The organism is Kiritimatiellia bacterium (assembly GCA_018001225.1).
Classification (GTDB): domain Bacteria; phylum Verrucomicrobiota; class Kiritimatiellia; order CAIQIC01; family JAGNIJ01; genus JAGNIJ01.
On the sequence record JAGNIJ010000053.1, the window covers coordinates 1 to 24,156 of the forward strand.

At 67.2% G+C, this 24,156-nt stretch carries 20 protein-coding genes; 13 read left to right on the forward strand and 7 right to left on the reverse strand.

The window, feature by feature from the left end; translation table 11 throughout:
- Positions 1-46 precede the first annotated feature (46 nt).
- Positions 47-400 (reverse strand): hypothetical protein, encoded by a 354-nt coding sequence (locus tag KA248_14290; GenBank protein MBP7831076.1) that lies wholly within the window; start codon positions 398-400, stop codon positions 47-49.
- Positions 378-1,949: a hypothetical protein gene (locus KA248_14295; GenBank protein ID MBP7831077.1), complete on the reverse strand. Its 1,572-nt coding sequence runs from the start codon at positions 1,947-1,949 to the stop codon at positions 378-380. The genes KA248_14290 and KA248_14295 overlap by 23 nt, the downstream gene beginning before the upstream one ends.
- Positions 1,950-2,068: 119 nt before the next feature.
- Here KA248_14295 and KA248_14300 point away from each other — a divergent pair, with 119 nt between their 5' ends.
- Together KA248_14300 and KA248_14305 are read left to right on the forward strand one after the other, a co-directional pair.
- Positions 2,069-3,913: an SGNH/GDSL hydrolase family protein gene (locus KA248_14300; GenBank protein MBP7831078.1), complete on the forward strand. Its 1,845-nt coding sequence runs from the start codon at positions 2,069-2,071 to the stop codon at positions 3,911-3,913.
- Between the two features lie 10 nt (positions 3,914-3,923).
- Entirely contained in the window at positions 3,924-5,339 is a 1,416-nt protein-coding gene (locus KA248_14305) for a radical SAM protein (protein MBP7831079.1), read from the forward strand.
- Between the two features lie 58 nt (positions 5,340-5,397).
- On the opposite strand, the gene KA248_14310 is transcribed toward KA248_14305, so the two are convergent.
- Positions 5,398-7,956: a hypothetical protein gene (locus tag KA248_14310; GenBank protein ID MBP7831080.1), complete on the reverse strand. Its 2,559-nt coding sequence runs from the start codon at positions 7,954-7,956 to the stop codon at positions 5,398-5,400.
- Positions 7,957-8,323: 367 nt separating this feature from the next.
- Between KA248_14310 and KA248_14315 the strand changes: the two genes are divergently transcribed.
- From KA248_14315 to KA248_14345, 7 genes are all read left to right on the forward strand, one after another.
- Positions 8,324-9,310, forward strand: coding sequence for an NAD-dependent epimerase/dehydratase family protein (locus KA248_14315; protein ID MBP7831081.1), 987 nt, complete (start codon positions 8,324-8,326; stop codon positions 9,308-9,310).
- Between the two features lie 16 nt (positions 9,311-9,326).
- Complete coding sequence (locus KA248_14320; GenBank protein MBP7831082.1) at positions 9,327-10,535, forward strand: glycosyltransferase; 1,209 nt, start codon at positions 9,327-9,329, stop codon at positions 10,533-10,535.
- Between the two features lie 120 nt (positions 10,536-10,655).
- A complete protein-coding gene (locus tag KA248_14325) occupies positions 10,656-12,041 on the forward strand; it encodes a radical SAM protein (protein MBP7831083.1) in 1,386 nt (461 codons plus the stop codon).
- A gap of 155 nt (positions 12,042-12,196) precedes the next feature.
- Complete coding sequence (locus KA248_14330) at positions 12,197-12,931, forward strand: glycosyltransferase family 2 protein (GenBank protein ID MBP7831084.1); 735 nt, start codon at positions 12,197-12,199, stop codon at positions 12,929-12,931.
- The gene (locus tag KA248_14335; GenBank protein ID MBP7831085.1) at positions 12,928-13,968 is read left to right on the forward strand and encodes an NAD-dependent epimerase/dehydratase family protein; all 1,041 of its coding nucleotides are present in this window, start codon (positions 12,928-12,930) and stop codon (positions 13,966-13,968) included. Before KA248_14330 ends, KA248_14335 begins: the two co-directional genes overlap by 4 nt.
- Positions 13,969-13,992: 24 nt before the next feature.
- Positions 13,993-14,790 (forward strand): hypothetical protein, encoded by a 798-nt coding sequence (locus tag KA248_14340; protein ID MBP7831086.1) that lies wholly within the window; start codon positions 13,993-13,995, stop codon positions 14,788-14,790.
- Complete coding sequence (locus KA248_14345; protein MBP7831087.1) at positions 14,735-15,808, forward strand: HAD hydrolase family protein; 1,074 nt, start codon at positions 14,735-14,737, stop codon at positions 15,806-15,808. The genes KA248_14340 and KA248_14345 overlap by 56 nt, the downstream gene beginning before the upstream one ends.
- Before the next feature lie 79 nt (positions 15,809-15,887).
- On the opposite strand, the gene KA248_14350 is transcribed toward KA248_14345, so the two are convergent.
- The 4 genes from KA248_14350 to KA248_14365 are packed head-to-tail and all read right to left on the reverse strand — an operon-like array spanning position 15,888 to position 20,757.
- Positions 15,888-17,441 carry a hypothetical protein gene (locus KA248_14350; protein MBP7831088.1) on the reverse strand — a complete coding sequence of 518 codons (1,554 nt, stop codon included), beginning with the start codon at positions 17,439-17,441 and terminating at the stop codon, positions 15,888-15,890.
- A gap of 5 nt (positions 17,442-17,446) precedes the next feature.
- Entirely contained in the window at positions 17,447-18,769 is a 1,323-nt protein-coding gene (locus tag KA248_14355) for an FAD-dependent oxidoreductase (protein MBP7831089.1), read from the reverse strand.
- A 34-nt stretch (positions 18,770-18,803) separates the two neighbouring features.
- Positions 18,804-20,255, reverse strand: a complete 1,452-nt coding sequence (locus KA248_14360; GenBank protein ID MBP7831090.1) for a hypothetical protein — start codon at positions 20,253-20,255, stop codon at positions 18,804-18,806.
- Positions 20,248-20,757: a hypothetical protein gene (locus KA248_14365; GenBank protein ID MBP7831091.1), complete on the reverse strand. Its 510-nt coding sequence runs from the start codon at positions 20,755-20,757 to the stop codon at positions 20,248-20,250. The genes KA248_14360 and KA248_14365 overlap by 8 nt, the downstream gene beginning before the upstream one ends.
- 119 nt (positions 20,758-20,876) lie before the next feature.
- On the opposite strand from KA248_14365, the gene KA248_14370 reads away from it, so the two are divergent.
- The 4 genes from KA248_14370 to KA248_14385 all read left to right on the forward strand — a co-directional run.
- The gene (locus KA248_14370) at positions 20,877-22,109 is read left to right on the forward strand and encodes an SUMF1/EgtB/PvdO family nonheme iron enzyme (GenBank protein ID MBP7831092.1); all 1,233 of its coding nucleotides are present in this window, start codon (positions 20,877-20,879) and stop codon (positions 22,107-22,109) included.
- Between the two features lie 52 nt (positions 22,110-22,161).
- Complete coding sequence (locus KA248_14375) at positions 22,162-23,169, forward strand: SUMF1/EgtB/PvdO family nonheme iron enzyme (GenBank protein MBP7831093.1); 1,008 nt, start codon at positions 22,162-22,164, stop codon at positions 23,167-23,169.
- A gap of 58 nt (positions 23,170-23,227) precedes the next feature.
- A complete protein-coding gene (locus KA248_14380; protein MBP7831094.1) occupies positions 23,228-23,587 on the forward strand; it encodes a hypothetical protein in 360 nt (119 codons plus the stop codon).
- A partial coding sequence (locus KA248_14385; GenBank protein MBP7831095.1) for a class I SAM-dependent methyltransferase occupies positions 23,580-24,156 on the forward strand: 577 nt, incomplete at its 3' end. The genes KA248_14380 and KA248_14385, both read left to right, overlap by 8 nt.

Genomic DNA, 24,156 nt, shown 5'->3' on the forward strand with positions numbered 1-24,156 from the left:
CGTGCAGGTTCGTGCCGGGCGCGAGGGCGTCCTGGAGATAGGGATCCTACCCGCCGACCGTCTTCTCCACCTTCATGCGCCGCCGCGCCACGACCTGGAGCAGGGCCAGGACGATGACGGCCAGGATCGCCCCGCCGATCCGCTTGGCGCGCGGCGTGACCACGACGTCGGGGCCGGGGGGATGTTTCAGGCGTGACTCGGTGAAGAAGAAGTTCAGCACCGGCCACCAGGCCGCCAGCGCGGCCAGGAGCAGGACCATGATGAACACGTCGCTGGCGTCGTATTTCCCGAGAAGGACCGGCCGGTCGGCTGTGTGGAAGACCAGGCCGGCGAGCAGGGTCAGCAGGGCGAGGTAGCCGAGGGCGGCGAGGTAGATTTTAAGGGGTGATTTTGGTGTCATGGCTCGATAGGTCGTAGAGGTAGACGGACGCGTTGGCCTCGCGGAAGGCGTCGAGCTGCCGGCCGAGGGTGTCGAGGTGATAGGTGAAGAACTTCTCCTCGTCCACGCCGCTCCGGCGCCAGATGTGCGACAGCATCACCCATACGCGCGGACGGCCGCGGAGCCGGTCGAGGTCCTCCGCGTACCGGCGCCAGTCCTCGCGAGACCGCACGCCTTCGATGTAGTCGCCTTTCCGGAAGCGCTCGCGGTCCATGTAGTACTCGAACATCGGCACGGTGTGGTAGTAGAGGTAGAGCGTATCCCCCGGCTGCCAGTGCTTGTTGAGGTGCTCGACCACCGGCCGGATCTCCGTGTGCGGGCGCGGGTTGATCACGTTGCCGAAGGTGAAGATCACCGGGTGGAAGAGCAGGAAGAGCAGCAGCACCCCGGCGGGGACGCGGGAGGGCAGGGCGGCGAGGTACGCCACGCCCTCCGCCGTCCAGAGCAGGAACACCGGCAACGCGAAGAGCATCAGCCGTCCGGCGAACGGGTACTTGTGCAGGCCCGAGGCCAGCAGCGCGAGGAGGACCGGCGCCAGGCCCAGCCAGGCCAGGCCCCGGCGCCCGGAGGCGAACAGGGAGTAGAGCCCGATCAGCAGCGCCGCCGCGGCCGCGCCCGTCAGCGCGAAGCCGCCGGGGATGGACAGCAGGCCCAGGGGGGCGTTCATGAACCACTGGATATCCTTGATCGACCGGGGCGGCAGCGGCATGAACCCGTCCTGCCAGTAGTCGAGCAGGAACTCGTTCTCCGTCAGTTCCGAGAAGGCCAGGGAGAAGACCGCCCCGAAGCTGGCCAGCCACAGGGCGGCCGGGAGCAGCAGCAGGCCGACGGATTTCCAGTCGCGCCGCGCCAGGCGGTCGAATCCCAGGACCAGGCCGATGCCGCCCAGGACGAAGACGGCCGCGTGGGAGAACCATACGGCGAGGGCGCCGGCGAGGCCCAGCGCCAGCGCGCGGCCCGCCGCCAGCGGCCGGCCGTACTCCGCCCACGCCATCGCGAGCAGCAGCAGGGTCCATAGCACGTCCGTGGAGTACTGCTTCACCTCCGCCGAGTACTGGATCAGCCCCGGCGAGATCGCGAAGAGAAAGACCGCGAGGGGGGCGGCCCCGGGCCGGAGGCCGCGCCGGGCCAGCCACGCGAAGAGGGGGAGCGCCGCCAGGCTCACCAGCAGCGGGATGAGCCGCAAGGCGTACTCGCTGCGGCCGAGCGACTGGAACATCAGCCGCTCCGCCCACAGGAACCCGACGGGCGAGCCCTGGTCGTAGTCCAGCGGCTTCATCAGCCCCGCGAAGTCGCGCTGCTCGATGTTCGTGGCCAGGAAGATCTCGTCCACCCACAGCGAGCGGTTCTCGAGGTACTGGTCCACCCGGAGGAACACCCCCAGCGCCGCGATCGCGCCCAGCGTCCAGGTTGAGTTCCACCAGTTGGCCCCGCGGTTGGTCATGGATTCCCGGTCCTCGTTCCTGACGAGAAACAGGTTGGACAGTAATGGAAAAAGGGGGGCGGGCACAAGCCTTCAGGCGCCGGCCGCGTTAGAGATCAGGTGCCGCCTGTCGATGCGGGTTGACTTCGCGATATTATGACGTGATAAATAATTAGATTCGCAGTTTCTACGTAAATAATATTTCTATGAGCCTAGGCAGGTCAGCGGTAAGCGAAATCGGCCGGTTGCTCCGCCGGGCGCCGGGCTTGATGGTGATCGTCCCGCTCGTGGTCCTGTTTTTCGGCAGTTTCTGGCTGGTGCCGCTCCCGGCCGCGCCCTCCCGGGTCAAGCTGTTCTCCATCGAGAACAAGCGACTGGTCTCGCGGGACGTGAAAATGCCCGGGCATGCGGAGGGCAGCCTGGCCGACGGGGGTGTTCGCGTCCGGGGGTCGGATGTCCTGGTCCTGGAATACCCGCGCACGATGCGCCGTCTGGTGCTCGGCATCCAGCTCCGCGGGGAGGACCGGTGCACGGTCGGCGCGTCGCTCGACGGCGGCGACTTCTCCACGGTCTGGCAGGTGAAACCGAGCCGGGCGACGGAGGCCCAGTGGGCCACGCGCCGCACGGAGCTGACCCTCAACACCCCGATTCGCCTCCTCCAACTGCGGGTCAGCCCGGGGACGGAGGAATTCACGCTGTCCGACGTACGGGTCAAGCGCCTGGCCCGGATAAGCCACGACTGGTTGGTGCTGGCGCTGTGGCTGGCGGGCCTGCTGGCGGCGGGCCTGGCGCTGTTCCCCCGCGCGCGGGAGCCGGCCGAAACACTCGGCGGCGCGCTGGAGCGGGCCGACCTGCCGCTCTCCGTGGCCCTGACCTGCATGATCGTCTTTGAGCTGAACTCCCTGGCCCTTTTCTTCCTCGCGCTGCTCGTGGGCCTGGTCCTCCTGTTCCGGCTCGGGCGGCTGGCCGTCCGGCGGCTGCCGTGGCCGGCGCTGCTGTTCAACGCGCTCTTCCTCGTGCTGTTCTTCCGGTTCGCCCCCGCGCTCTTCGAGAAGTTCATCACGTACCGGACGGTGTCCGAGTTCCAGCTCGACGTGGACCACCGGATGAAGCCCAACCCGGAACTCGACGTCAACCTGGACGGCATTCGGTTCAAGGGCGGGCCCGCCGACGTCCGCGACGAGGACTTCAACATCATCTTCATGGGCGATTCGTTCACGTACGGGATGAAGCTGCCCTACGACGACTGCGTGCCCTACGTCCTGGAGCGGCTGGCGACCAACCTCTCCTGCGCGGCGCGGATCCGGTCGGTCAATTTCGGCTGGGTCAGTTCGTCGCCCCTGTTGAGCTACCGGCTGCTGATGGACATCGGCCGGAAGTACAAGCCGGACCTGGCCGTCTTTCTCCTGGACGTCACGGACTTCCACGACGACCTTAAGTATGCGCTCAAGATCAGCGAGAAGGAGGGGGTCAGATTCAGCTCCTCCCTGCTGCTGGACAACGCCCTGGACCGCCTGCTCCTGCGCTTCATGACGCTCGGCACGCTGCGGAGCCTCAAGGAGCAGTTCCGGGCGGCCAACATGGCGCACCGTGAAAAGGCCGAGGTCATGTCCGTGATGAAGATCCGGTACTACGCCACCAACGTGCCCCTCGTGTACGCCCGGCCGTATTTCGAGAAGGGCGTCATGGCCAACCTGCTGACGCTGCAGGAATACTGCCGCGACCACCTCGGCGTTCCGTTAGCCGTCGTCCTCGTGCCGCGCGCCTACCAGTATTCCGACCGCGAGGTGCCGCGGGACTACGAGGCCGACCTCTACACGATCCGCGGCCCGCACGTCCGCAACCCGAATCGCTACTTCGCGGAGCGGAAGGACCGACTGCCTTACCCGTTCCTGGACCTGCTGCCGGCGTTCGAGGCGTCGGGGCTGTTCCCTCTGTACTTCGAGGACGACCCCCACTGGAACCGCGACGGCGCCCTGCTGGCCTCGCGCACGATCCTGGACTTCCTCGCGCGAGAAAAGCTGTTGCCCTGCGGGCCGGTCGTGCCGTAGAGAGGATGGCATGCGCGTGCTGTTCCTGTATCCGGTTCCGCCCGCCCGCTGGCAGAAGCTCCGTTACCAGCAGGGCCTCGGCTCGATCTGCGCGGTGCTGAAGCAGGCCGGGCACGAGGTCGAACTGCTCATCCTGTCCGGGCCGGACCGGGAGCGGATCGCCGAGGCGGTCCGCCGGTTCAACCCGGGCCTCGCGGCCATTTCGCTCACCAGCGGCGACGTCGACCTGGCTTGGGAGGCGTCGCGGATCCTCGGCGTCGAGCACCGCCTGCCGGTGATCCTGGGCGGCATCCATCCCACGCTGCGCCCGGAGGAATCCATCGCCGCCGAGGGCGTGTTCGCGATCTGCGTCGGCGAGGGGGAGTACCCGATGCTGGAGCTGTGCGAGGCCCTGGACCGGGGGACGGATCCGACGGGGATCGCCAACCTCTGGGTCCGGCGGAACGGGACCGTGCATCGCAACGCCCTGCGGCCGCTCATGACGAAGCTCGACGAGCTGCCGTTCCCCGACCGCGAGGTGTTCCGTTTCGATGAACTGCTCCGGCAGTATCCCGAGGCGGAGTTCATGGGCAGCCGCGGCTGCCCCTACCAGTGCGCCTACTGCGCGAACCACGCGCTGCTCCAGCTCTACCGGGGCCGGGGGCCCTACGTCCGCTACCGCGGCGTGGACCGGCTGCTCGACGAGATCGGCGCCGTCGTCGGCCGGTATCCGGGCATCGGGTGGCTCGGCTTCCACGACGACACGTTCACGATGAGCCGGCGGTGGCTGACCGAGTTCTGCGAGAAGTACCCGGCCCGGTTCACGTTGCCGTTCTGGTGCAACTCGACGGCCCCTCTGCTCACCGCCGAGACGGTGGCCCTCCTGAAGAAGGCGGGATGCTACGAGGTGCGCGTGGGCGTGGAGTCCGGCAGCGACCGCCTCCGCATGGAGGTGCTGCGCAAGAAGGTCCGCCGCGAGGACATCGTCCGGGCCTTCCGCCTCCTCCGGGAGGCCGGCATCCAGGGCTACTCGTTCAACATGATCGGCCTGCCGTTCGAGACCCCGGGGACGATCCGCGAGACGATACGGCTGAACCAGGAGATCCGCCCGGCGACGACGTTCTGCTCCGTCTTCTTCCCGTTCCCGGGCACGTATGCCGAGGAGGTCTGCCGGGAGAAGGGCTGGCTCACCTCGCGACGGGTCGCCAGTTACTTCGAGGAGGACTACGCGGTCAACCAGCCGACCGTCAGCCGGAAGCAGGTGCTGTTTTTCCACGCGATCTTCAACGACCTGGTCCGCTGGCCCAGGCTGGCACCCCTGATCGAGCTGGCGCACCGGATCCCGGTCTGGCCGGGCAAGTCGCTCTGGAACGCCATCCGGCGGGTCCGGGCGAAGGCCTTCGAGTTCGGTTCGCGCCTGCTGGGCCGCCCCGCCCCGCGGGTGTAAGCCCCGCGTATCACAAGGCCTGGCGGCCGTCCTCTCGATCCTGGATGGTCCGAGCCGCTCACGGAGAAGGAGGCGCAAGCCGCTCGATGACGATGGACTCGATCGCCAGGTCCGCGCGGCGCAGGTAGACGAAGACCAGGTTGACGGGAAGATTCGATTCCTGCGTCCACTCGATCCGCGCGGGTTGCGGCCCGGCCCGCACGGGGACCGCGTTTGTGCCGTCCAGCCCCTCCACGTAGAGGCGTCCGAGTCCCGTGTCCGGCGGGGCGGGGGAGGAGAAAACGAATTTCGCGGCGTAACGGCCCGGCGGGAGCGGGAGCTTGGGCCCGTACAGGATGGCCGCGCGCGGATCGGTCGCCGTTCGCAGCATCACCCGGTTCCGGCCGGGATCTGTATAGCCGCCGTGAAAGAAGCACGGAGCGGGGATCTCGACCGGATCGCCTGGCGCCGGGGCCGTCCACGATCCCGCGGCCAGCAGGACCATGTCCGCTTCCACCCGTCCATCAGCTTGTTCCAACCGGAGGGCCAGCGGCGCGAAACGGTCGAGAGGCGCGGGGATTTCCTGCCAGGTCCAGGCGTCCGCGTCCACGGCCAGTGGACGCGTGTCGATGACCGAACTGTCCGCGAGCGTGGAGGCCTGGATCGTTCCGCGCCCCCGCACCCGGAGCATCCAGCGCAGTTTCGCTGCCGGGCTGGCCATGGCCGGGGGCGTCTCCCCTCGCGCCCCGGGCTGCGTCAGGACGAGGGCGCGGCCCGCGGAGGCGTCCGGGAACGGCTCGGTGAGATCCGGTGTCGCGGCGCAGTCCTCGAGTTCCCAGCGGCGCGCGGGGAACCACGTCCCGCACTCCGGAAGAACGGGCGCGGCGCTATCCGCCGCGCGGGGCCCAGGCCGGATGCGGAACGCCCAGACCGTTTGCGCGTGGGCCAGGAAATCCAGGCGGGGATGATTCCGCAGGCGGGCCAGCGTGGCCAGGACCGGAAACGGGCTGACCTGCTCCGGGAACAGGTTTTCGTGCAGGAGGATGTAGCCGATCCCCCGCCGCCAAAGGTCGTCGAGTTCGTTGTCCGGCAGCCAGCCCTGGTTGAAGCCGCGCCACCGCTCGAACACATCGCGGATGTACGCGCGCCGCACGACGGGGCTGTAGCCGTTGACCATCCGCACGCCGTGGCGCTGGGCATAGAACTCGTAGATGGAACTGTACGCGTCCTGGCCGGGCCACAGGGGCAGGGCCAGGGCGCGCGGCAGCGCCCCGGCGGCCCGGGCGTCCTCGGCCACCGCCGCGTAGGCGTCCTGGCGCTCGTTCAGCCCGCAGAGCGTCGGGCGGACCTGGGCGCGCATTTCGAAAACCAGCGCCGCCGCCAGCCCTCCGAGCAGGAGGGCCCGGAGCCGCGGCGCCCGTCCGCGATCAGCGAGCGTCATCGCCAGCGCCGAGGCGACGGCGAGGATCGACGGCACGAGGCAGTAAATTTTCGCCGTCTGCCGCAAAAGCGCGTACGGGGGAATCAGCACGCGCACGGCGACCAGGACGCGGCCCGCGAGGGGACCCTGGACGCCCAGCGCGAGCACCACGATCGCGCTCATGGCGGCAACGAGGATCAGGAATACGGCGGCCGTACGGCGCCCTTCCGGCGTATCCCGGAGATCGCGCCGTCCGAGGCCGGCCAGTCCGGCGGCGAGCACGAGGGGCAGCACCCAGCCCAGGTAGACATGGCTTTCCAGGCCGGAGGCCGCCCATTGCCACAGGCCCTTCGGGGCGGGCGAAAAATTGGCGGCCTCGGCAAGGCGGCGGCGGCCCGCGAGGTCGGCCGCGACAAGATGGGAGTGCCGCATCCACCGGTAGAGCACGATCAGCAGCAGGAACACGGCGATCGGCCGGAGCGCCCGGAGGATCGCCCTCCGGCGCTCCGGGTCCCGCCATCCCGCGGGCCACGACGGGATCAAGGCGAGCAGGATCCACAGGGGCGCCGCCAGGGCACAGAAGAAAAGCGTTTGGATGTCCGCCCAGCACAGGAAGAGCAGCGCGGCGCCGGCCAGGACGCCCCCCGCGGGGCGCTCGTCCCGCACTGCCAGGTCCAGCCCGATCCAGACGGCGGGTACCCACAGCATGGCAAACCCCGTGGGACTTCCGCCCAGCAGGTTCACCCACCGGTAGGGGAGCAGGATAGCGGGCAGGGCGGCCAGCGCCGCGACCGGTTCGGAGCGGACAAACCGCCGGACCAGCCACCAGGTCAACCAGTAGGTCAGCCACAGGCTGACGAAGCCCACAAGGTTCCAGGCGAAGGCCTGGCCCGCAATCCCGGCGAAGGCGGCGTACAACAAGGAGAAAGGCGCGTAGTACGCGGTGGGCAGCAGGCGTTCCTCGTCGCGGCCCGTGTTGAACTCGTACACGTTGTGAAACCAGGGCGTGCGGCCCGCGAGCATGCCGCGGAGCAAATCGAAATGGTAGAGCAGTTGAAGGTGGTCGCCCGGGATCATCTCGCGGCGCTGTCCTTCCTCCACGTTCTGGGAGGAGGCCGGGATGGCGTCGAACAGGTGGCGCGGCAACGGCCACGAAAACAGCATCCAGAGCAGCAGGCTCACGCCGAGGGAGCGAAGGAGTCTCTGGGCCTGTGTCATGCTGGTTCACCCGGTCGCGGTGGATGCATCCTAGCCGAAGCCCCCGGTTCCGTCGAGCCCCGCCCCGACACGGCCGGGCCTGCCTCGGAGCAGTAATACCATGTTATTACGTTATAACACCCCTTCATTCCCCGGCGCGGACGCCGAGGCGCCGTGCCACTTCTTCGGCCGGGGAAAGCGGCTTGGTGCATATTCATATACTGTTTAAATATAATATATAACGTAATTTCGAAAACCGGATATCGCCTTGCGAGCGCCGCTGAAAAGGTCCTCCTTGGCGGAACGAATGCGGCAGTTTAAAACAGCATATACCAGCGTAAAAACCATTGATTATTTATATTATAGCGTAATATATTGATCAAGTTATATGGCAGAACGACTCTATCTGGTGACGGGCGCGTCCGGGTTCGTCGGGGGCGCGCTGGTCCGGCATCTGCTGGAATGCCGGCAGAGGGTTCGGGCGATGGTAAAGGATCCCGCCAGGGCGGATGCGCTGCGGGCCGCCGGCGCGGAGGTGGTCGTGGCCGACCTGCGCGACGCGGCGAGCCTGCGGGCCGCCGTGCGCGGTGTGTACGGCATTCATCACATCGGCAGCCTGTTCCGGCAGGCCGGTTTTTCCGAGGCCGTGTTTCACGATGTCAACGCGGAAGGAACGCGCCGCCTGTTTGACGCTGCGATCGAGGCGGGCGTGCGGCGGATCGTTCACTGCTCGACCGGCGGCGTGTTGGGCGACGTGAAGACGCCGCCCGGCAATGAGGACACGCCCTATAACCCCGGGGACCTGTACCAGCGCAGCAAGATGGAGGGCGAGAAGATCGCCCTGGAGTACTTCCGCGGCGGCCGCATGCGGGGCGTCGTCATCCGGCCGGCGATGATCTACGGCCCGGGGGATACCCGGAACCTGAAGCTGTTCCGCATGATTGCCCGGCGGCGCTTCTTCTACGTGGGGCCCGGCAAGCACGTGCACTTCGTGGACGTCCGCGACCTGGTCCGGGCCTTCGACCTGGCCATGAACTACGGGGAATTGAACGGCGGCATCTATCATATCGCGGGGGAAAAGGCGGTCCCGCTGAAGGAGATCGTCGAGCTGATCGCGCGCGAGCTGAACGTGCCGCCCCCGCGCCTGCGGTTGCCGGCCCGGCCCCTGCAGTGTCTGGGTTCGCTCTGCGAGATCCTGTGCCGCCCGCTGGGCCTCGAGCCGCCCCTGCACCGGCGCCGTGTCGATTTCTTCACCAAGAACCGCGCGTTCGACGGCTCGAAGGCCGCGCGGGAACTCGGGTTCAATCCGGCGCGGAGGTTCGAGGACGAGGTCCGGAACGTGGTGGCATGGTACCGGGAGCAAGGCTGGGTGTGACGGCGAAACCGCTTCTATGAACATCCTCTTCATCGCGCCGCAGCCCTTTTTCCGCGAACGGGGCACCCCGATCCGTGTGAGGCACCAGCTCGAGGAAATCGGCCGCCTGGGTCACCGGGTGGATCTGGTCTGTTATCCCTTCGGCGAGCCGATCCACATTCCGGGCGTGCGTATCCTCCGCGCGATGCGGCTGCCCGGCATCCATGACGTGTCGATCGGCCCCTCCCTGGCCAAGTTCCCGATGGATTTCATGCTGTTCTGGAAGGCGCTCGGGCTTTGCCTGCGGAACCGATACGATGTGATCCAGGCCGTCGAGGAGGCGGCCTTTTTCGCGGTCCTGCTCGCGAAGCTGTTCCGGTGCCGCCTGGTCTACAACATGGATTCCCACATTTCCGACCAGTTGCAGTTCTCGGGCTTCGTCTCCGCCCGGCCGGTCATCCGGATCGCCCAGTGGTTCGAGCGCGCGGCCATGCGGCGGGCGTCCTGCGTGGTGACGGTCGGGCCCGTCCTCACCGCGGTGGTGCGCCGCCTGGCGCCGGAGACCCGGGTCCTGCAACTGGAGGACGCGCCGCTGGAATCCTCCTTTCGCGAGGCGCCGGCGGCGGCGCGGCGCCTCCGCGAGGAACTGGGCCTGGACTCCCAGCCGGTCTGCGTGTACACGGGCAATTTCGAGCGCTACCAGGGGGTGGCGGATCTCGTGGGCGCCGCGGGCCGCGTCCATCGCGAGCGTCCGGACGTACGCTTTGTCCTCGTCGGCGGCACGGAGGCCCAGGTGACCGAGATGCAGCAGCTGGCCTCCCGGACCGGGGCGGGAGCCGCCTGCGTGTTCATGGGGAGACGGCCGACGCACGAGATGGCGGCGTTCATGACGCTCGCCAACGTGTTGGTCACGCCCCGCAACCGGGGGACGAATCCCCCGATGAAGATCTACGCCTACATGCAAAGCGGGCGCCCGATCGTTTCCACGGACGTCCCCACGCACACGCAGGTTCTGGACGAGCACTGTGCTTTCCTCACGCGGCCCGATCCGGACAGCCTTGCGCGCGGAGTGCTGTCCGCCCTGGCCGATCCCGCCCGGGCGCGCGCCGTCGCGCAGGCCGCCCGCGGGCGCGTGGAACAGAAATACAGCCTTTCCGTCTTCCAGCGGAAAGTGCGCGAACTCTACAGCGAATTGGAATCGTCGCTCCGGCCTTCAGCCAGCCTTCCCCTTACGATCCCCGCGTGATTCGCTCAAGGCTTGACAAGCCTTCATATTAACGTAATAAACGCGTGTAACTAATAGTTATAACGTTGAAATATAAACTGGGCGGCGGGGTGGCGGCCGGTTTTTCTGGTGGCGCAGCGCATGAAAATCCTTTTGGTCAAAGTACCGTCGAATATTCATATTGTCGTTCCGCCGCTGTCCCTGGCGTACGTGGCCGCCGGCCTGCGGGGGAAGGCGGAGGTCACGATCCTGGATTGCCTGAAGGAGGGGTTGGACCACGCCGGCTTCGAGAAGTATCTGCGTAATAACCGGTTCGACGTGGTCGGGTGCACGGCCATGTCCATGGAGTTGAATTCCGCGCTGGAGTGCTGCCGGATCGCGAAGCGGGTGACCCCGGCGGTCGTGACGGTGATCGGCGGCGCGCATGCGTGCACGGATCCGGAGTCGGTGCTGGCGGACGACGCGGTGGACTTCATCTTCCGCGGCGAGGCCGAGCCCGGCCTGCCGGCGTTTATCGAGACGCTGGAGCGGAGGGGTACGGACTTCGCCGGCATCCCCGGACTCGGGTACCGGGTGGGGGAGAACGGGACGCGGTCGACCCGGTTGAACGAGCCGGCGTTCGTGCAGGACCTGGACCGCCTGCCGTTTCCCGATTTCGAGGCGATGAAGTTCGAGGAATACCCGAAGCTGTACCTCGCCCGCCGGCATCCTTTCGCGCCGCTGCTGACCTCCCGCGGTTGCCCGTTCCCCTGCACGTTCTGCGCCGGCGGCGTGATCTCGGGAAAGAAATTCCGAGCCCGTTCGCCGGAGAATATCCTGGCCGAGATCCGGTTGATGAAAGAGAAGTACGGCGTCCGCGAGGTCCAGTTCTGGGACGACAACTTCACCCTCGACCGGCGCCGCGCGGAACGGATGTGCGACCTGCTGATCGAGGCGAAGCTGGACCTGATCTGGTGGTGCCCGAACGGCGTGCGGCTGGAGACGCTCGATTTTTCCCTCCTGGACAAGATGAAGGCGTCGGGCTGCTACGCCATGGTGCTCGGCATCGAGTCCGGCTCGGAGAAGATCCAGCGGGACATGAGGAAGAACCTCAAGTTCGAAAAACTCCGGGAGGTCGTGGAATACGCCGATTTCATCGGCATCCGGACCCAGGGCTTCTTCATCCTCGGTTATCCCACGGAAACCCGCGAGGATATCGAGGCCACGATCCGGCTGGCCAAGTCGCTGCCGCTGCGGCGGGCGACCTTCGGGCTGTTCCAACCCCTGCCGGGCTCGGAGATCTGCCGCGATCTCCAGCGCGAGAACCGCGTTGCCCACCTCGATTTCACCCGCATGGAATACTCGAAGCCGTCGGTGCTCCCGAACGGGCTTCGGACCCTGCAGGAGCTCAAGAATCTGCAACGTCGAGCGCTGCTCGAATTCTACTCCCGGCCCCGGGTGCTGACGCGCTTCATCGCCGAGAACATGAGCTGGAGCCAGTTGAAGGAACTCGGCGCGATGGTGCGGACGTACCTGGTTAAAAGCTGACGGGCCGGCGTTGGAGGCGGGCCGCCCCCGGCCCGAAGAAGAGCGCCGCGGAGGCGCGGCGCCTCCATCGCGGGCGGGGCGGGGCGCCCGCTTGACTTCCGCGGCGCCAGTCCGCACAATGCCGCGCTGATAAAGAGGGTTGGATTCTCCCGGACATGCAGGAACCATCGACAACGCCCGCGCCGCGCAAGACGATCACGGTCGTCATGCCCGCCCTCAACGAGGAGGGCAACATCCAGGGCGCGATGGACGCCGTGGCCTCGGCCGTGGAGGGCCTGTTCGAGGACTACGAGCTGATCGTCATCAACGACGGCAGCACCGACCGGACGCCGGCGATCGTCGAGGAAAACCGGGCCCGTAACCCGAAGATCCGGATGATCTCGCACCCGTCGCCGCAGGGCTTCGGCGCCAGCTACAACTCCGGCCGGCTGGCGGCCTCGATGACCTACTGCGTCATGGTGCAGGGGGACAGCCCGTTCACGAAGGAGGAGTTGCGGGCATTCCTCGCGCACACGGGCGAGGCGGACGTGGTTTGCGGATACATCGCCAACCCGGCGTTCCGGTCCCAGCAGCGGCAGGACATTTCGCGCCGGTACACGACCCTGATGAATTTCCTGTTCCGGATGAACATGAAGTACTTCAACGGCCCGCAGATCCATCGCACGGACTGGCTGAAACAGCTGGTTCTGCGCAACAGCGGCTACGGGTTCCAGGCCGAGGTGCTGATCAAGGCCATCAAGGGCGGCAAGTCGTACGTGGAGATCCCGATCCGCTACACCGAGCGGCCCGGCGGCGGGGAATCCAAGGTGTTCAAGCTGAAGAACATCGTCTCCGTGGCGAAGACCCTGGTGACGCTGTGGCTGTGGAACCTGTTCCGGAGGCGGCCATGAAGAACGTCCTGGTGACCGGCGGCGCGGGGTTCATCGGGTCGCACCTGGTGGACAAGCTGGTGGCCGAGGGGCTCGCGGTGACGGTGATCGACTCGCTCGAGGCCCAGGTCCACAAGCGTTTCCCGGACTACCTGAACCCCGGCGCCCGCTACTTCTTCTCCCGCGTCCACGCGCCGACGCTGAACTACGCGGAGCTCCTGCGCGACACGGACACGGTCTACTACCTGGCCAGCAAGGTCGGCCCGACGCAGTCCATGAGCGACATCGCGGACTACACCGACGCCAACATCAACAGCCTCGGCTATTTCCTGCAGCGGGTGCTCGATCACGGCCGGAAGGTCCGCCGCTTCGTCTTGAGCGCCTCCATGGGCCCGTACGGCGAGGGGATGTATCACTGCGACCGCTGCGCCATGGATTTCTATCCGCAGGGCATCCGGAAGACGTTCGAGTACCGCTGCCCCAAGTGCGGCGGCCCGGCGAAGAACGCGGCGCTGGACGAGTCCACGGAGATCAACAACGCGTCCTACTACGGCATCTCGAAGAACGTCCAGGAAACCATGCTGCGGCTCTTCGCGGAGGCGTACGGGCGCCAGCTGGTCTCCCTGCGCTACTTCAGCGTGTACGGGCCGCGGCAGGCGTTCAACAATCCCTACGCCGGGCCGATCCCGATCTGGATCCTCAACGCGGCGAAGGGGAAGGACCTGGTCGTGTACGAGGACGGGCTCCAGACCCGCGATTTCATCAACGTCCGGGACATCACCAACCTCAACTTCCGCGCGGGCGGGCTGAAGATGCGCGGCCCCGTGGAGATCATCAACTGCGGCGCGGGCGGCGTGACGCGGATCATCGAGGTCGCCCGGCTGGTGAAGAAGCTGACGAAATCGCGCAGCCGGATCGTGGTCACGAAAACCATCCGCCCCGGCGACCTGCGGCACTCGCTGGCGGACAATTCGAAGCTGAAGCGGCTGATGAAGTACACGAAGTTCATCTCGGTGCCGGACGGCCTGGCCTCCTACATTAAAGGGTTGCGTCTGTAGCCCTTTTTGCTTCACTGTGGGGCCATGCAATCGCACTTTCCGCTCTTCAGCGTCTCGAATCACAAGTTCAACGTGATCCTGCTGGCGGCGGGCATGGGCACGCGGCTCAAGCCCGCGACGGACTACATCCCGAAGGCGCTGGTCGAACTGGGCGACCTGCGCGCGATCGATTATTTCATCACGCAGTACCAGTACATCGCCCAGCGTACGATCATCGCGGTCGGGTACTGCGCGGACCTGCTGGAGAACTACGTGCGGGGCAAGTATCCCGCGCTGAACCTCGCGTTCAGCCGCGAGGCGGTCTCCGAGCTTAAGGGCCCGACCCAGTCGCTGATGTACGCGCTGGATTGCGCGGACTCACGGCTGCCGACGATCGTGTCGTTCTGCGACTACATCATCGCGGAGCAGTTCTCCGTGGACCACGACGCGCTCGGGGTCTGCAAGCCCATGCGCGGCTTCGTGTACGGAACGTACAAGACCGTGGCGCAGATCGAGGAGGGCGTGGTCCGGGACCTGGTGTTCAACGACGACCTGGAGCACCGCAAGGAGAACGGGTTCACCGGCATCGCGATCTGCCACAACACCAAGCTGCTCAAGGCCATCGTGTACGGCGCGGCGGTCCATAACAAGACCGGCCGCGAGCTGGATTTCGCGGTGGACCTGTTCGCGCATTACGTCAAGCAGGTGCGCACGCTGCCCTGCCCGCTGTCCAAGATGCTGGAGTTCGGCACCGAGGACACGCTGCACAAAACCCGGAGACATCTCCATGGAGATCTCGGACTTCCTGTTCAACCGCCTGGCGCCGGTCCTGCGGGAGCGTGACCGGGTCCTCGTGGGCATCTGCGGCCGCGCCGGCGCGGGCAAGTCCACCCTGACCCAGCACGTCGCCAAGGACCTGAAGGCGCGCGGCATCCCGACGCTGCTCTACTCGGGCGACTGGCGCTTCTACCTCGATTCCGCCGACCGCAAAGCGTGGATGGAGGAGAAGTGGAAGCTGGGCATGGACGCCTACATCTACGCGCTCAACCAGTTCAGCTGGTGGAACTTCTCGCGGATCTACCAGGAGTTGGACGCGCTGATGCAGGGCCGGGCCGTGGACATTGCGGAAGCCTACGACCGGCGCACGGGGAAGAAAAACCACGCCGTCCGCCTGCCGGCGCTGGAGCGCGGGTGCATCCTGTTCGAGAACAGCATCCTCGGCGGGGCGGAGCACCTGCAGCGGCTGGACCAGGTCGTGCTGGTCAACACGGAGGACGAGGTTTGCTTCCGGCGCATCCTGGACAAGGACGCGGGGCGGCGCTCGTTCTCGGAGATCGTGCAGCGGCACCTGGTCACGACCTTCGGCGAGAATTTCTTCCTCAAGATGCTCCTCGAGAAGTTTCCGGAGCGTACGGTGGCCTGCTCTTCGGATGGCCGCCTCGGGCCGCTCCCGAAGATCCACGACCCGTCGCATATCCCCGTGCCCTACATGAAATCCACGTGGCGGGAGGCCAAGAAAGGGACCGTCTTCGTGGACCTGGACGGCACGCTGGTCAAGCACGTGGAAGTGCCGTCGGAAACCGGCGAGGAAATCAAGCTGCTTCCCGGCTCGGTCGAGAAGCTGAAGGAATTCCGGGAGCAGGGGCTCATGATCGTGCTGACCACGTCCCGGCCGCAGCACAAGATCATCCACGTGGCCGCGAAGCTGCGGGCGGCCGGGCTGGTCTTCGACCAGATCATCTCCGACCTGCCGCTCGGGCCGCGGCACCTGATCAACGACTCCAAGGACAGCGAGGTCCGGGCGTACGCGTACCCCCTCCTGCGGGACGCAGGGATCGGGTCGCTGGAACTCCAGGGCTGACCGGCCGCGGGGCCCAGATCCTGACGCGCTCGCTTCCCATTCATTCGGCCGCGGAGCGGCGGAACGACAGGGGGGCGCTTCAACGGGCGGTGGTCAGGGTAAAAACCCTCACGCCCGGGATTTGCCCGCTGGTGAGTTCCGGATACGAAACAGCCAGGAACCCGTCGGCCTCCGTGTCTTTCTCCCAAGCCAGATAAAACTCCACGCCGTTCGCCGCGAGTTCTTCAAGGACGGCGGCCGGCTCCGCGCCGTCGCGGGTCTTGCCCAAGTATCGCCCGGCCAGGTGGTACGACGTGAAGAGCGACCGGTAGTAATCGGAGTCCGAGGCCAGGCGCGAGCCCGGCGGGATGAACTCCCGCAGGCGCCGGCCGAGTTCGGCCTCCGCCCGCCCGTGCCCCGCGTGGCTGTAGAGCTTGGAGGCGGGGAAGTAGAGGAACGACAGCGCAAGCAGCGCGGCGGGCAGGAGCCGCCCCGCGCCGGCGGGGGCGGGCCGCTTCCACAACGCGTCCAGGAGCATCATGGCCAGCAGCAGCAGTAGAAAATGGGGCAGCGCGAGGTAGCGGGGATAGACGCAGATCGGCAGGTAGCCGCCCGTGTACAGGGCGATCGTCCACAGCCCGAGCCAGCCGGCGGCGCGCGGCCAGTCCTTCCGCCGGCCCGCGCCCAGGAAGAGCGTTGCCGCGAGAACGGCCCACGACAGCAGCGAGAAGGCGAGGAAGATCCGCACGCTGGATTTCACGTTGCCGAGGAACAGGCCCGCGGCGTAGCGCCGGGCCGCGGGCGATTCGAGCGGGCTCCAGGGCGGGATGGGATAGAACGTAGGGTCCTCCCACGCGCTGCAGGCCGTGTCGTTCGGCAGCGGGAGCAGGCCGACGTGGTGATGCGGCACGACGCCCCGGAGTTCAGGGCTGAAGAGCGATACGTTGATGGCGCCGGACGTACCGAGCGTGAACTTCCCGTATTTCCAGGTCAGCGCGCCGGCCCAGGCGCCGGCCATGAGCCCGGCGACCAGCAGGCCGGCGGCGAGGTTGCGGAGGATCGCGCGGCGCGCCGCACCGGCGGGGGGGCGCAGGAAGAGCGCCGCCGAGACGGACACGAAGTGCGCGAGGAAGAAGATCAGCCCGTATTGCTTGGCCCAGTAAGCGAGCCCGGCGTACAGGCCGCATGCTGCGCCCCGGGTCCAGCGCGAGGCGTAGCCCGGGTTCATCAGCGCGGCCAGGTAGAGCAGGAGGGCGGTCGCGAGCAGGAGGTCCGGCGACAGGTCCAGGTAGCCGTAGTACAGCACGATCGGCGCCGCCAGGAGCAGCGCCAGGGCGCGCACGGCATCGGATTCGACGACCGGGCGGAGGAGCCGCTGCACGGCGGCGAGGGTGAGCAGGCCGAGGCCGAAGTTCAGGAGCTTGCCGGCCAGCAGGCCGGGTATTCCCAGGGCGAGCAGGGGCGCGAGGAGCCAGGAGAGCAGCGGGCCCCAGTAGGCGTTGATGGTGTCCCGGAACTCGCCCCGCGCGTATTTTCCCGCGATGGAGAGGTAGGCCACGCCGTCGGGATTGATCTGGTCGCGGTAGGGGAGCAGCAGGAGCAGTCCCGCCAAAACGTACAAAGCGAGGGCCGGCAACCAGGATTTGGTTTTCATGCCCGTCAGAGGCCGAGGGCGCCCCGCTTGACCATGTCGGCCACCTTCTGGCCGGTCTGGATGTTCTGCTCCATGTTCTGGTACACCCACTCGGCGTACCGGCCCCAGCAATACACCCGGTTCCGCGCGTAAAACTCGCGGATCGCCTGCGAGGCCGGGGCGCGGTCCTTGTCGTAGATGGCGTAGGCGTACGGCATGGTCATGACGTGCGTGAAGAGGATGCGGTCGTCCTTGCGCAACACGTTCATCCGCGTCAGGTCGCCGATCACCCGCTCCTCGATCGTGGCGCGGTCCACGGGCGACTCGCGGGAGGAACCGACCTCCGCCGACGCCGCGGTCTTGCCGGACGGCGCCATGAGCGGCGCGTAGGCGGAGTAGAAGGCCAGCTTGTGGAAAATGTACTGCTGTTCGGGCACGTAGAACCGGTGCTTCTCCGTCAGCGAGGGGCGGTCCACCGCCACGTTGACCACGTAGAGCGAGTTCCAGCGCAGCTTCGCCGCCGCGGCCCGGATGTCGGCGGGGAGATCCTTCGTCGCTTTCAGCAGCACGGGCAGGGGCAGCGTGGACACCGCCTGCTCGAAACCGACCGTCTGACGGCTGTTTACTTCGAACGTCCGCGCCCGCAGGTCCAGCCCGGTGATCTCGGCGTTAAGGCGGACCGGCCGGATGTGCGGCAGGAACCCGTCGCAGACGGCCTGGACGCCGCCGCGCTTGGGGTAGATGAACGTGGCGTTCTGGCCGATGCATTTCTCCGCCTGTTTCAGCGAGCCGTCGAGCACTTGGGCGAAGGACGGCCGCGGCACGAACTTGCCCATCCAGTCCAGGTTGAGCTGGTCGAGCGGCACGCGCCAGTGCTTGTTGTTGAACGGGATCATGAAGTGCTTCGCCATGCCCTCGCCGAAGGTCCGGTGGATGAAATCGAGGAAATGGGCGGGCACCGTTTCGCCCTCGCGCGCCTCGCGCAGCTTGGCCTCGAAGAGGCCCAGCAGGCATTCCTTCACCACGTCCACGGGCAACCCGTACAGGTTGGCCTGGAACGGGTAGCGCGTGAAGACGCCGTAGAGGTAGATCCAGGCCTCGCGGTCGGCCTCGGTCAGGTTGTCGCCGAGGAGCTTGCCCGCGAGCTGCCGGACATAGTCGGTCTTCGGGTAGAAGATGTGGCCGGCGGAATCGAAGTAAAAGCCGTCCTTCTGTTCGGTCCGGCAGTTGCCGCCGACGTAGGACTCCTTTTCGAAGATCTCGTATTCCGCGTCGCCGAGGTGATAGGCCGTGCTCAAGCCCGTCAGCCCGGCGCCCAGGATGCACAGGGGTGAGAAGTCGTTTTTCATGCGGGCGATAAGGTATAGGCCGGGTTTCGGCCCGTCAAACCTTTGTTCCGCCCGGGTCCGGGCAGCTTCCGTCGAGCCGGCGGAAGAGGGCGTCCAGCCCTTTCAGCCGTCCGGCGCGGCCGACGGCGGCGAGGGACAGCAGCAGGACCGGGGCGATGTGCAGGACGTAGCGCCCCATGCCGTGCTTCATGAAGGCGCGCCACCCGCCGAAGGCGTCCTCCGGCAGGACCAGGATCGGCAGCCACAGGTGGACAAGTCCCGCGGCGAGGACCGTCAGCATGAAGACGTAGGCGGCGCGTGTCCGGCGCCGGAGCGCGAGGAAGAGAAAAAGGACGAAGGCCAGCGCGGGCAGGCGGTAGGCGTCTTTCATCACCTGCCACGAGTAGGCGACCACCCGTCCGATCCGGTCGAAATGCAGCGTGTTCGCGAGATGGCCGGACGACTGCATGTCCACGCCGCGCAGTTGGAGGTAGATCGGCCACGGGGCCGCCACGATCGCGAAGCCGGCCAGCCAGGCGAGCAGGGGTCGCCAAAACGGTGTCCGCTCCTCCTTCGGGCGCAGCAGGGCGGCGAGGAAGAGGCCGCCCCCGACGCCGCCGGCGAGCACCAGGCCCTCGGTCTTCGTCCACGCGCCCAGGCCCGCGAACACGCCGGACAGCGCGGCGGCCGCGGCGGGCCCGCCGTCCAGCCAGGCGAGGCCGGTTAACAAGGACGCCAGGTGCAGGGCGGCGAGCGGCAGGTCGCAGTAGAACCGGTCCGCCTGGTTGAGCAGTTCCGGCGCGCCGAACAGCAGCAGCACGGCCATCGGCAGGCCCCACCAGGGCTTGCCCGAGAGCTGCCGCGCGGCGCCGGCCATGACTCCGACCGTCGAAAACAGGAAGAGCAGGGGGATGACGTGCGCGACCGTCTCGCGCGGCTCGACCTGGTACCCGAGGAACGAGGCGGTGAGGAAGGGGATGTGATTCGGGAAGAGCATGAACGGCCACTCGCCCTGGAACGGCCGGTCGTGGACCGCGGTGGACAGGGCCTTGAACGCCCAGTTGTGCAGTTCGTCGAAGCGCAGGGCGGGCGTCGTGATCGAGCTCAAGGCCGTACTGGCGAGGATCAATGCCAGCACGCCGGCCATCAGCCAAACGCCCGGCCGAAGACGTTGCAGGATTCCTGGGGCCCGGCGGCCTTCGACGGCGTCGCGGGAGCTCCGCCCTCCACTTGGAGGGTCGAGCTCCTGCGAGACCGACTCGCGGCGCGGCCGCTGTATCCCGACCGCTGTGGCGAGTAAAAGCGTTTGGACGATCGGCAGCCCCGGCAGGAGCCGGCCGCCCAGCAGGAAAACGAGGAACAGGCCCAGGGAGGTCAGGCCCGAGCCCAGCAGCCAGCCCAGCGAGGCGGTCAGCCACCAGGCCCGGTCGCGTCCCCAGCGGCGAACGAGCAGGATGCCCGTGGCCCAGGTAACCGCGAGGCCGGCGATGGCGCCGAGGTCATTCAAAGGAGTCGCCCTCCACCTTGAAGACCCGCATCAGGCCCGGGGGATCGCTCCAGACCGGCTGCCAGCCGGCCGGGAGTTCCAACTGCCCGACGTCGCCCGACATCTCCGCGAGAATCCACGCCGGCCGCAGCTCCGTGAAAATATCGGGCACCCGCTTGAGGTCGCGGCTTCCGTAGACGTAATGCCAGCGGGCCTCTCGCGGGAGGGTGTAATAGCGCAGGCGGATGCCGCGGCTCATCGAGCCGACGTAGAGCAGGGGCTCGTCGCGGGGCACGTTCTCGTTGACCCAGCGGATGGCGGGGAACGCGCCCTTCAGCTCCTTCGCGCGCGCGGGCGGGATGCGGTACTCCAGGTCGCGCAGTTGCGGGAGGGTTTCGCGGATGATCTCGACGTGACGCCGGAAGACCGCCGGGGACGACCGCAGGAACCAGGCGAGCACGAGGGCGGCCAGGATCTCCGGCAGGCACCGGGAACACCACGCGCGCCCGCGATTTGTAAGCATGCCCTGCATGGAAAGGGTGGGGGAAAGGTTGGCATGAGCGCGGGTTCTGTGCAATGTCGAATCGCCGGGCAAAAACGCTTGCCCCTTTTCCGCGACCCGCCGCATAGTGAAGCCATTCCATGAAAACGTGGAAGGCCATGGTGCTTGGAGCCTCGTTCTTCTGGCCGGAAGCGCCGGCCGCGGCCCGGACCGGCGAGTTCGCGGTCATCCAGGTGACGGGGCTGGGCGCCTCCTCGCAGGTGGTCCGGCTCGAGTTCTGGGCGCCGACCGGCCGGTACGGTCACGTCGAATGCGCGGGCGCGGATTTCGATTGGCGGCCCGCGCAGGATTTCGTGTCGCCCGCGTCCGGCAGCAATGTCGTCACGGTGACGGTATCGAACAGGGCGCCCGCCTTTTTCCGCGTGTTCGTCAGCCCCGTTCCGGGCCTGAAATTCGTGCAGGTTCCCCCCGGGGCCTTTTCGATGGGCGATCCGTACGCCGAGGGCTCGTCCGACGAGTTGCCCGTGCACACGGTCAATGTGGGCCGCTTCTACATCTCGCAGACCGAGGTGACGGTAGAGCAGTACACGCGCTATCTCAACGACGCCCGGGCCGCCGGGCTGATCGAGCGGGTGACGCTGGAGAGTGACGACGACGTGCCCGGCGGCACGCCGTTCTACGGCGACATATACGCCGTGCGGGCCTCGTCGGGCGGGTACCGTCCGCTCTACTGTGTCTACAACACGTCCGACCCGCCGGACGACACGAACTTCCGCATCTACTGGACCGGCAGCCAGTTCGCCTATCACAGCACCTGGCGAACGCACCCGGCGCCGCTGATGAGCTGGTACGGCGCGCGCGCGTTCTGCCAGTTCTACGGCGGCGACCTGGCGACCGAGGCCGAGTGGGAGAAGGCCGCGCGGGCCGGGCGCGCCGGCGATCATTACCCGTGGGCGAGCATCGGCGGGGATTTCACCGCCCACATCAGCGCCAACCGCGCCAACTATTGGAACAGCGGCGACGCCTGGGAGTACGACTATCCGCAAACCACGCCGGTGATGTACTACGCCGCGTGGTCCAACGCATACGGCCTCTTCGACATGGCCGGGAACGCCTACGAGTGGGTGCGCGACTGGTACGACGCCGATTACTACCAGGACTGCTTCAACCAGGGGACGGTGACGAACCCGGCCGGGCCGGGTTCGGGGACGTACAAGACCCTGCGCGGCGGCAGCTATTACGATCCGCCGGACGACGCGGAGGAAGAGCTCTACCAGTGGAAGCTTCGCACCGCGAACCGGCTCGAGACCGAGCCGCCGGAGGATATCCATTTCAACATCGGCATCCGGATGGTTCTGCATCCCGATCCATAAGTGGGCAAATGCCGCCTTGCGCCGGCCGGGGCGCCGGGCTACCCTGCCCGCCATGCGCTGGCTGAACAGAGCGGTCGCCGTCCTGCTCGGGCTCCTGGTCGCGGGCGCCGCGCTCTGGGGCCTGACGCTCCTCTGGCGCCGGGTTCGCGGCCTGGAGACCTATACCAACTCCGTCGGCATGGTCATGGTCCGCTTGCCGGCGGGCGAATTCATGCAGGGATCGACGCCCGAGGATCGCGAGTGGGGGCTGCGGCATGGGGCGCAAACTGGCTGGGTTCGCAACGAGCTCGATCTGCGCGCGGCGGTCATCGAGCGGCCCTTCTGGATCGGCCGGACGGAGGTGACGCTCAAGCAGTTCCGGGCCTTCGTGGAGGACACGGGATACCGGACCTATGCTGAAAACGGCGCGCTGCCCCTGACCTGGAACTCGGCCAGCAACACGTGGGTCAAGGAGGAGGGCCGTTCGTGGCGCGATCCGGGGCTGCCCCAGGCCGACGACTCGCCGGTCACCTGCATCGCCTGGCCGGACGCGAAGGCGTTCTGCCAGTGGCTGACCCGCAAGGAGCGGAACGGCAAGCTGATCCACAAGGACCAGGCCTACCGGCTTCCGAGCGAGAAGGAGTGGGAGTACGCCTGCCGCGCCGGGGCCCGGACGCGCTTCGCGTGGGGCGACGACGCCAAGGACGCGCGGCACTATGCCAATATCGTGGATCACACGCCGCTGCCGGACGGCAGCCGCTGGGGCATCGAGCACGCGCCGTGGGAGGACGGCTTCGCCCTCGTCGCGCCCGTGGCGCGGTTCAAGCCGAATCGCTTCGGCCTCTACGACATGCACGGCAACCTCTGGGAATGGTGCGAGAACGACGCGTTCAAGCTGATCTCGAAAACCACGGAGGACGGCCGCCCGATCACGCCCCGCAAGGTCCTGCGCGGCGGCTCGTGGGATAACAGCGCGGGCAACCTGCGCTGCGCCGTCCGCCGGGACGCCCTGCCCGATTTTTCCAGCGCCACGACCGGTTTCCGCGTGGCGCTGGTCCGGGAGGAGAAGCCCGGCCGGTGAAGCGGCGCGTGTTTTTTGGCCTTGTTTGTGGCGTTTTTTCCCGGCAAAGTGCGCAGCCATGAAAATTCCAGTCATCATGGGCGCGGCGCTGCTGGCCGGCCTTTTGCCCGGTTGCCGGCGGCCGGACGACGGGCCCCATATCGTCGTGATCAACCGGACCGGCGCGGCCCTGATGGAAATCCGCGTGGCCACCGGCGCCGCGGGCGAGTGGGGAACCAACGCCCTGGTCACGGAGAACCTGCTTCCCGACCAGACCTCGATCGTGGCCCTGGCGGAGCGGACGCTCTCCGCGCCGTTCCGCCTGCTGGCCGTCGACGCGGACGGGCGCGAGATGATGTGGGCGGGGCTTTCGCTCACCAGCGGCGCGCCCTACGAGTTGACCACGGACCACCTGACCCCGGAGACGCCCGATGAGTAACGTGACCAAACCCTTCAGTCCCGATGAACTCTCGTCGTTCTGGGCCCACGAGGCCACGACGTACGAGTCCCAGTACCGCAGCGCCGACATCTACCCGATGCAGGCGATCCGCAACCAGTACATCCTGAACCTGATCGGGGACGAGCCGCGCGACCACGCGGACATCGGCTGCGGGCCCGCGTTCACGATCATCCCGCTGCTCCGGAAGGGGTGGAAAATTCGCGCCCTGGATATTTCCGAGGAAATGCTCAAGCGCGCGCGCCAGAACATCTCCGCCGCGGGGCTGGAGCCGGCGAAGGTGGACTTCGTCGTGGGCAACATCGAGGCGCTGCCGTACGGGGACGCCCAGTTCGACTCCGTCATCTGCGCGGGCGTGATCGAGTACCTGAAGGATGACGACAAGGCGTTGAAGGAGCTGAACCGCATCCTCAAGCCCGGCGGCACGCTCGTGATCACAGTGCGCAACAAGCTGTGCCTGTTCCGCCTGTGGGACGCCCTGCTGCCCGTGCGCAAAGGCGTGCGCGCGCTGTTGGCCCGGTTGGGCCTTTTTGGAGGCAAGGCGTACCTGC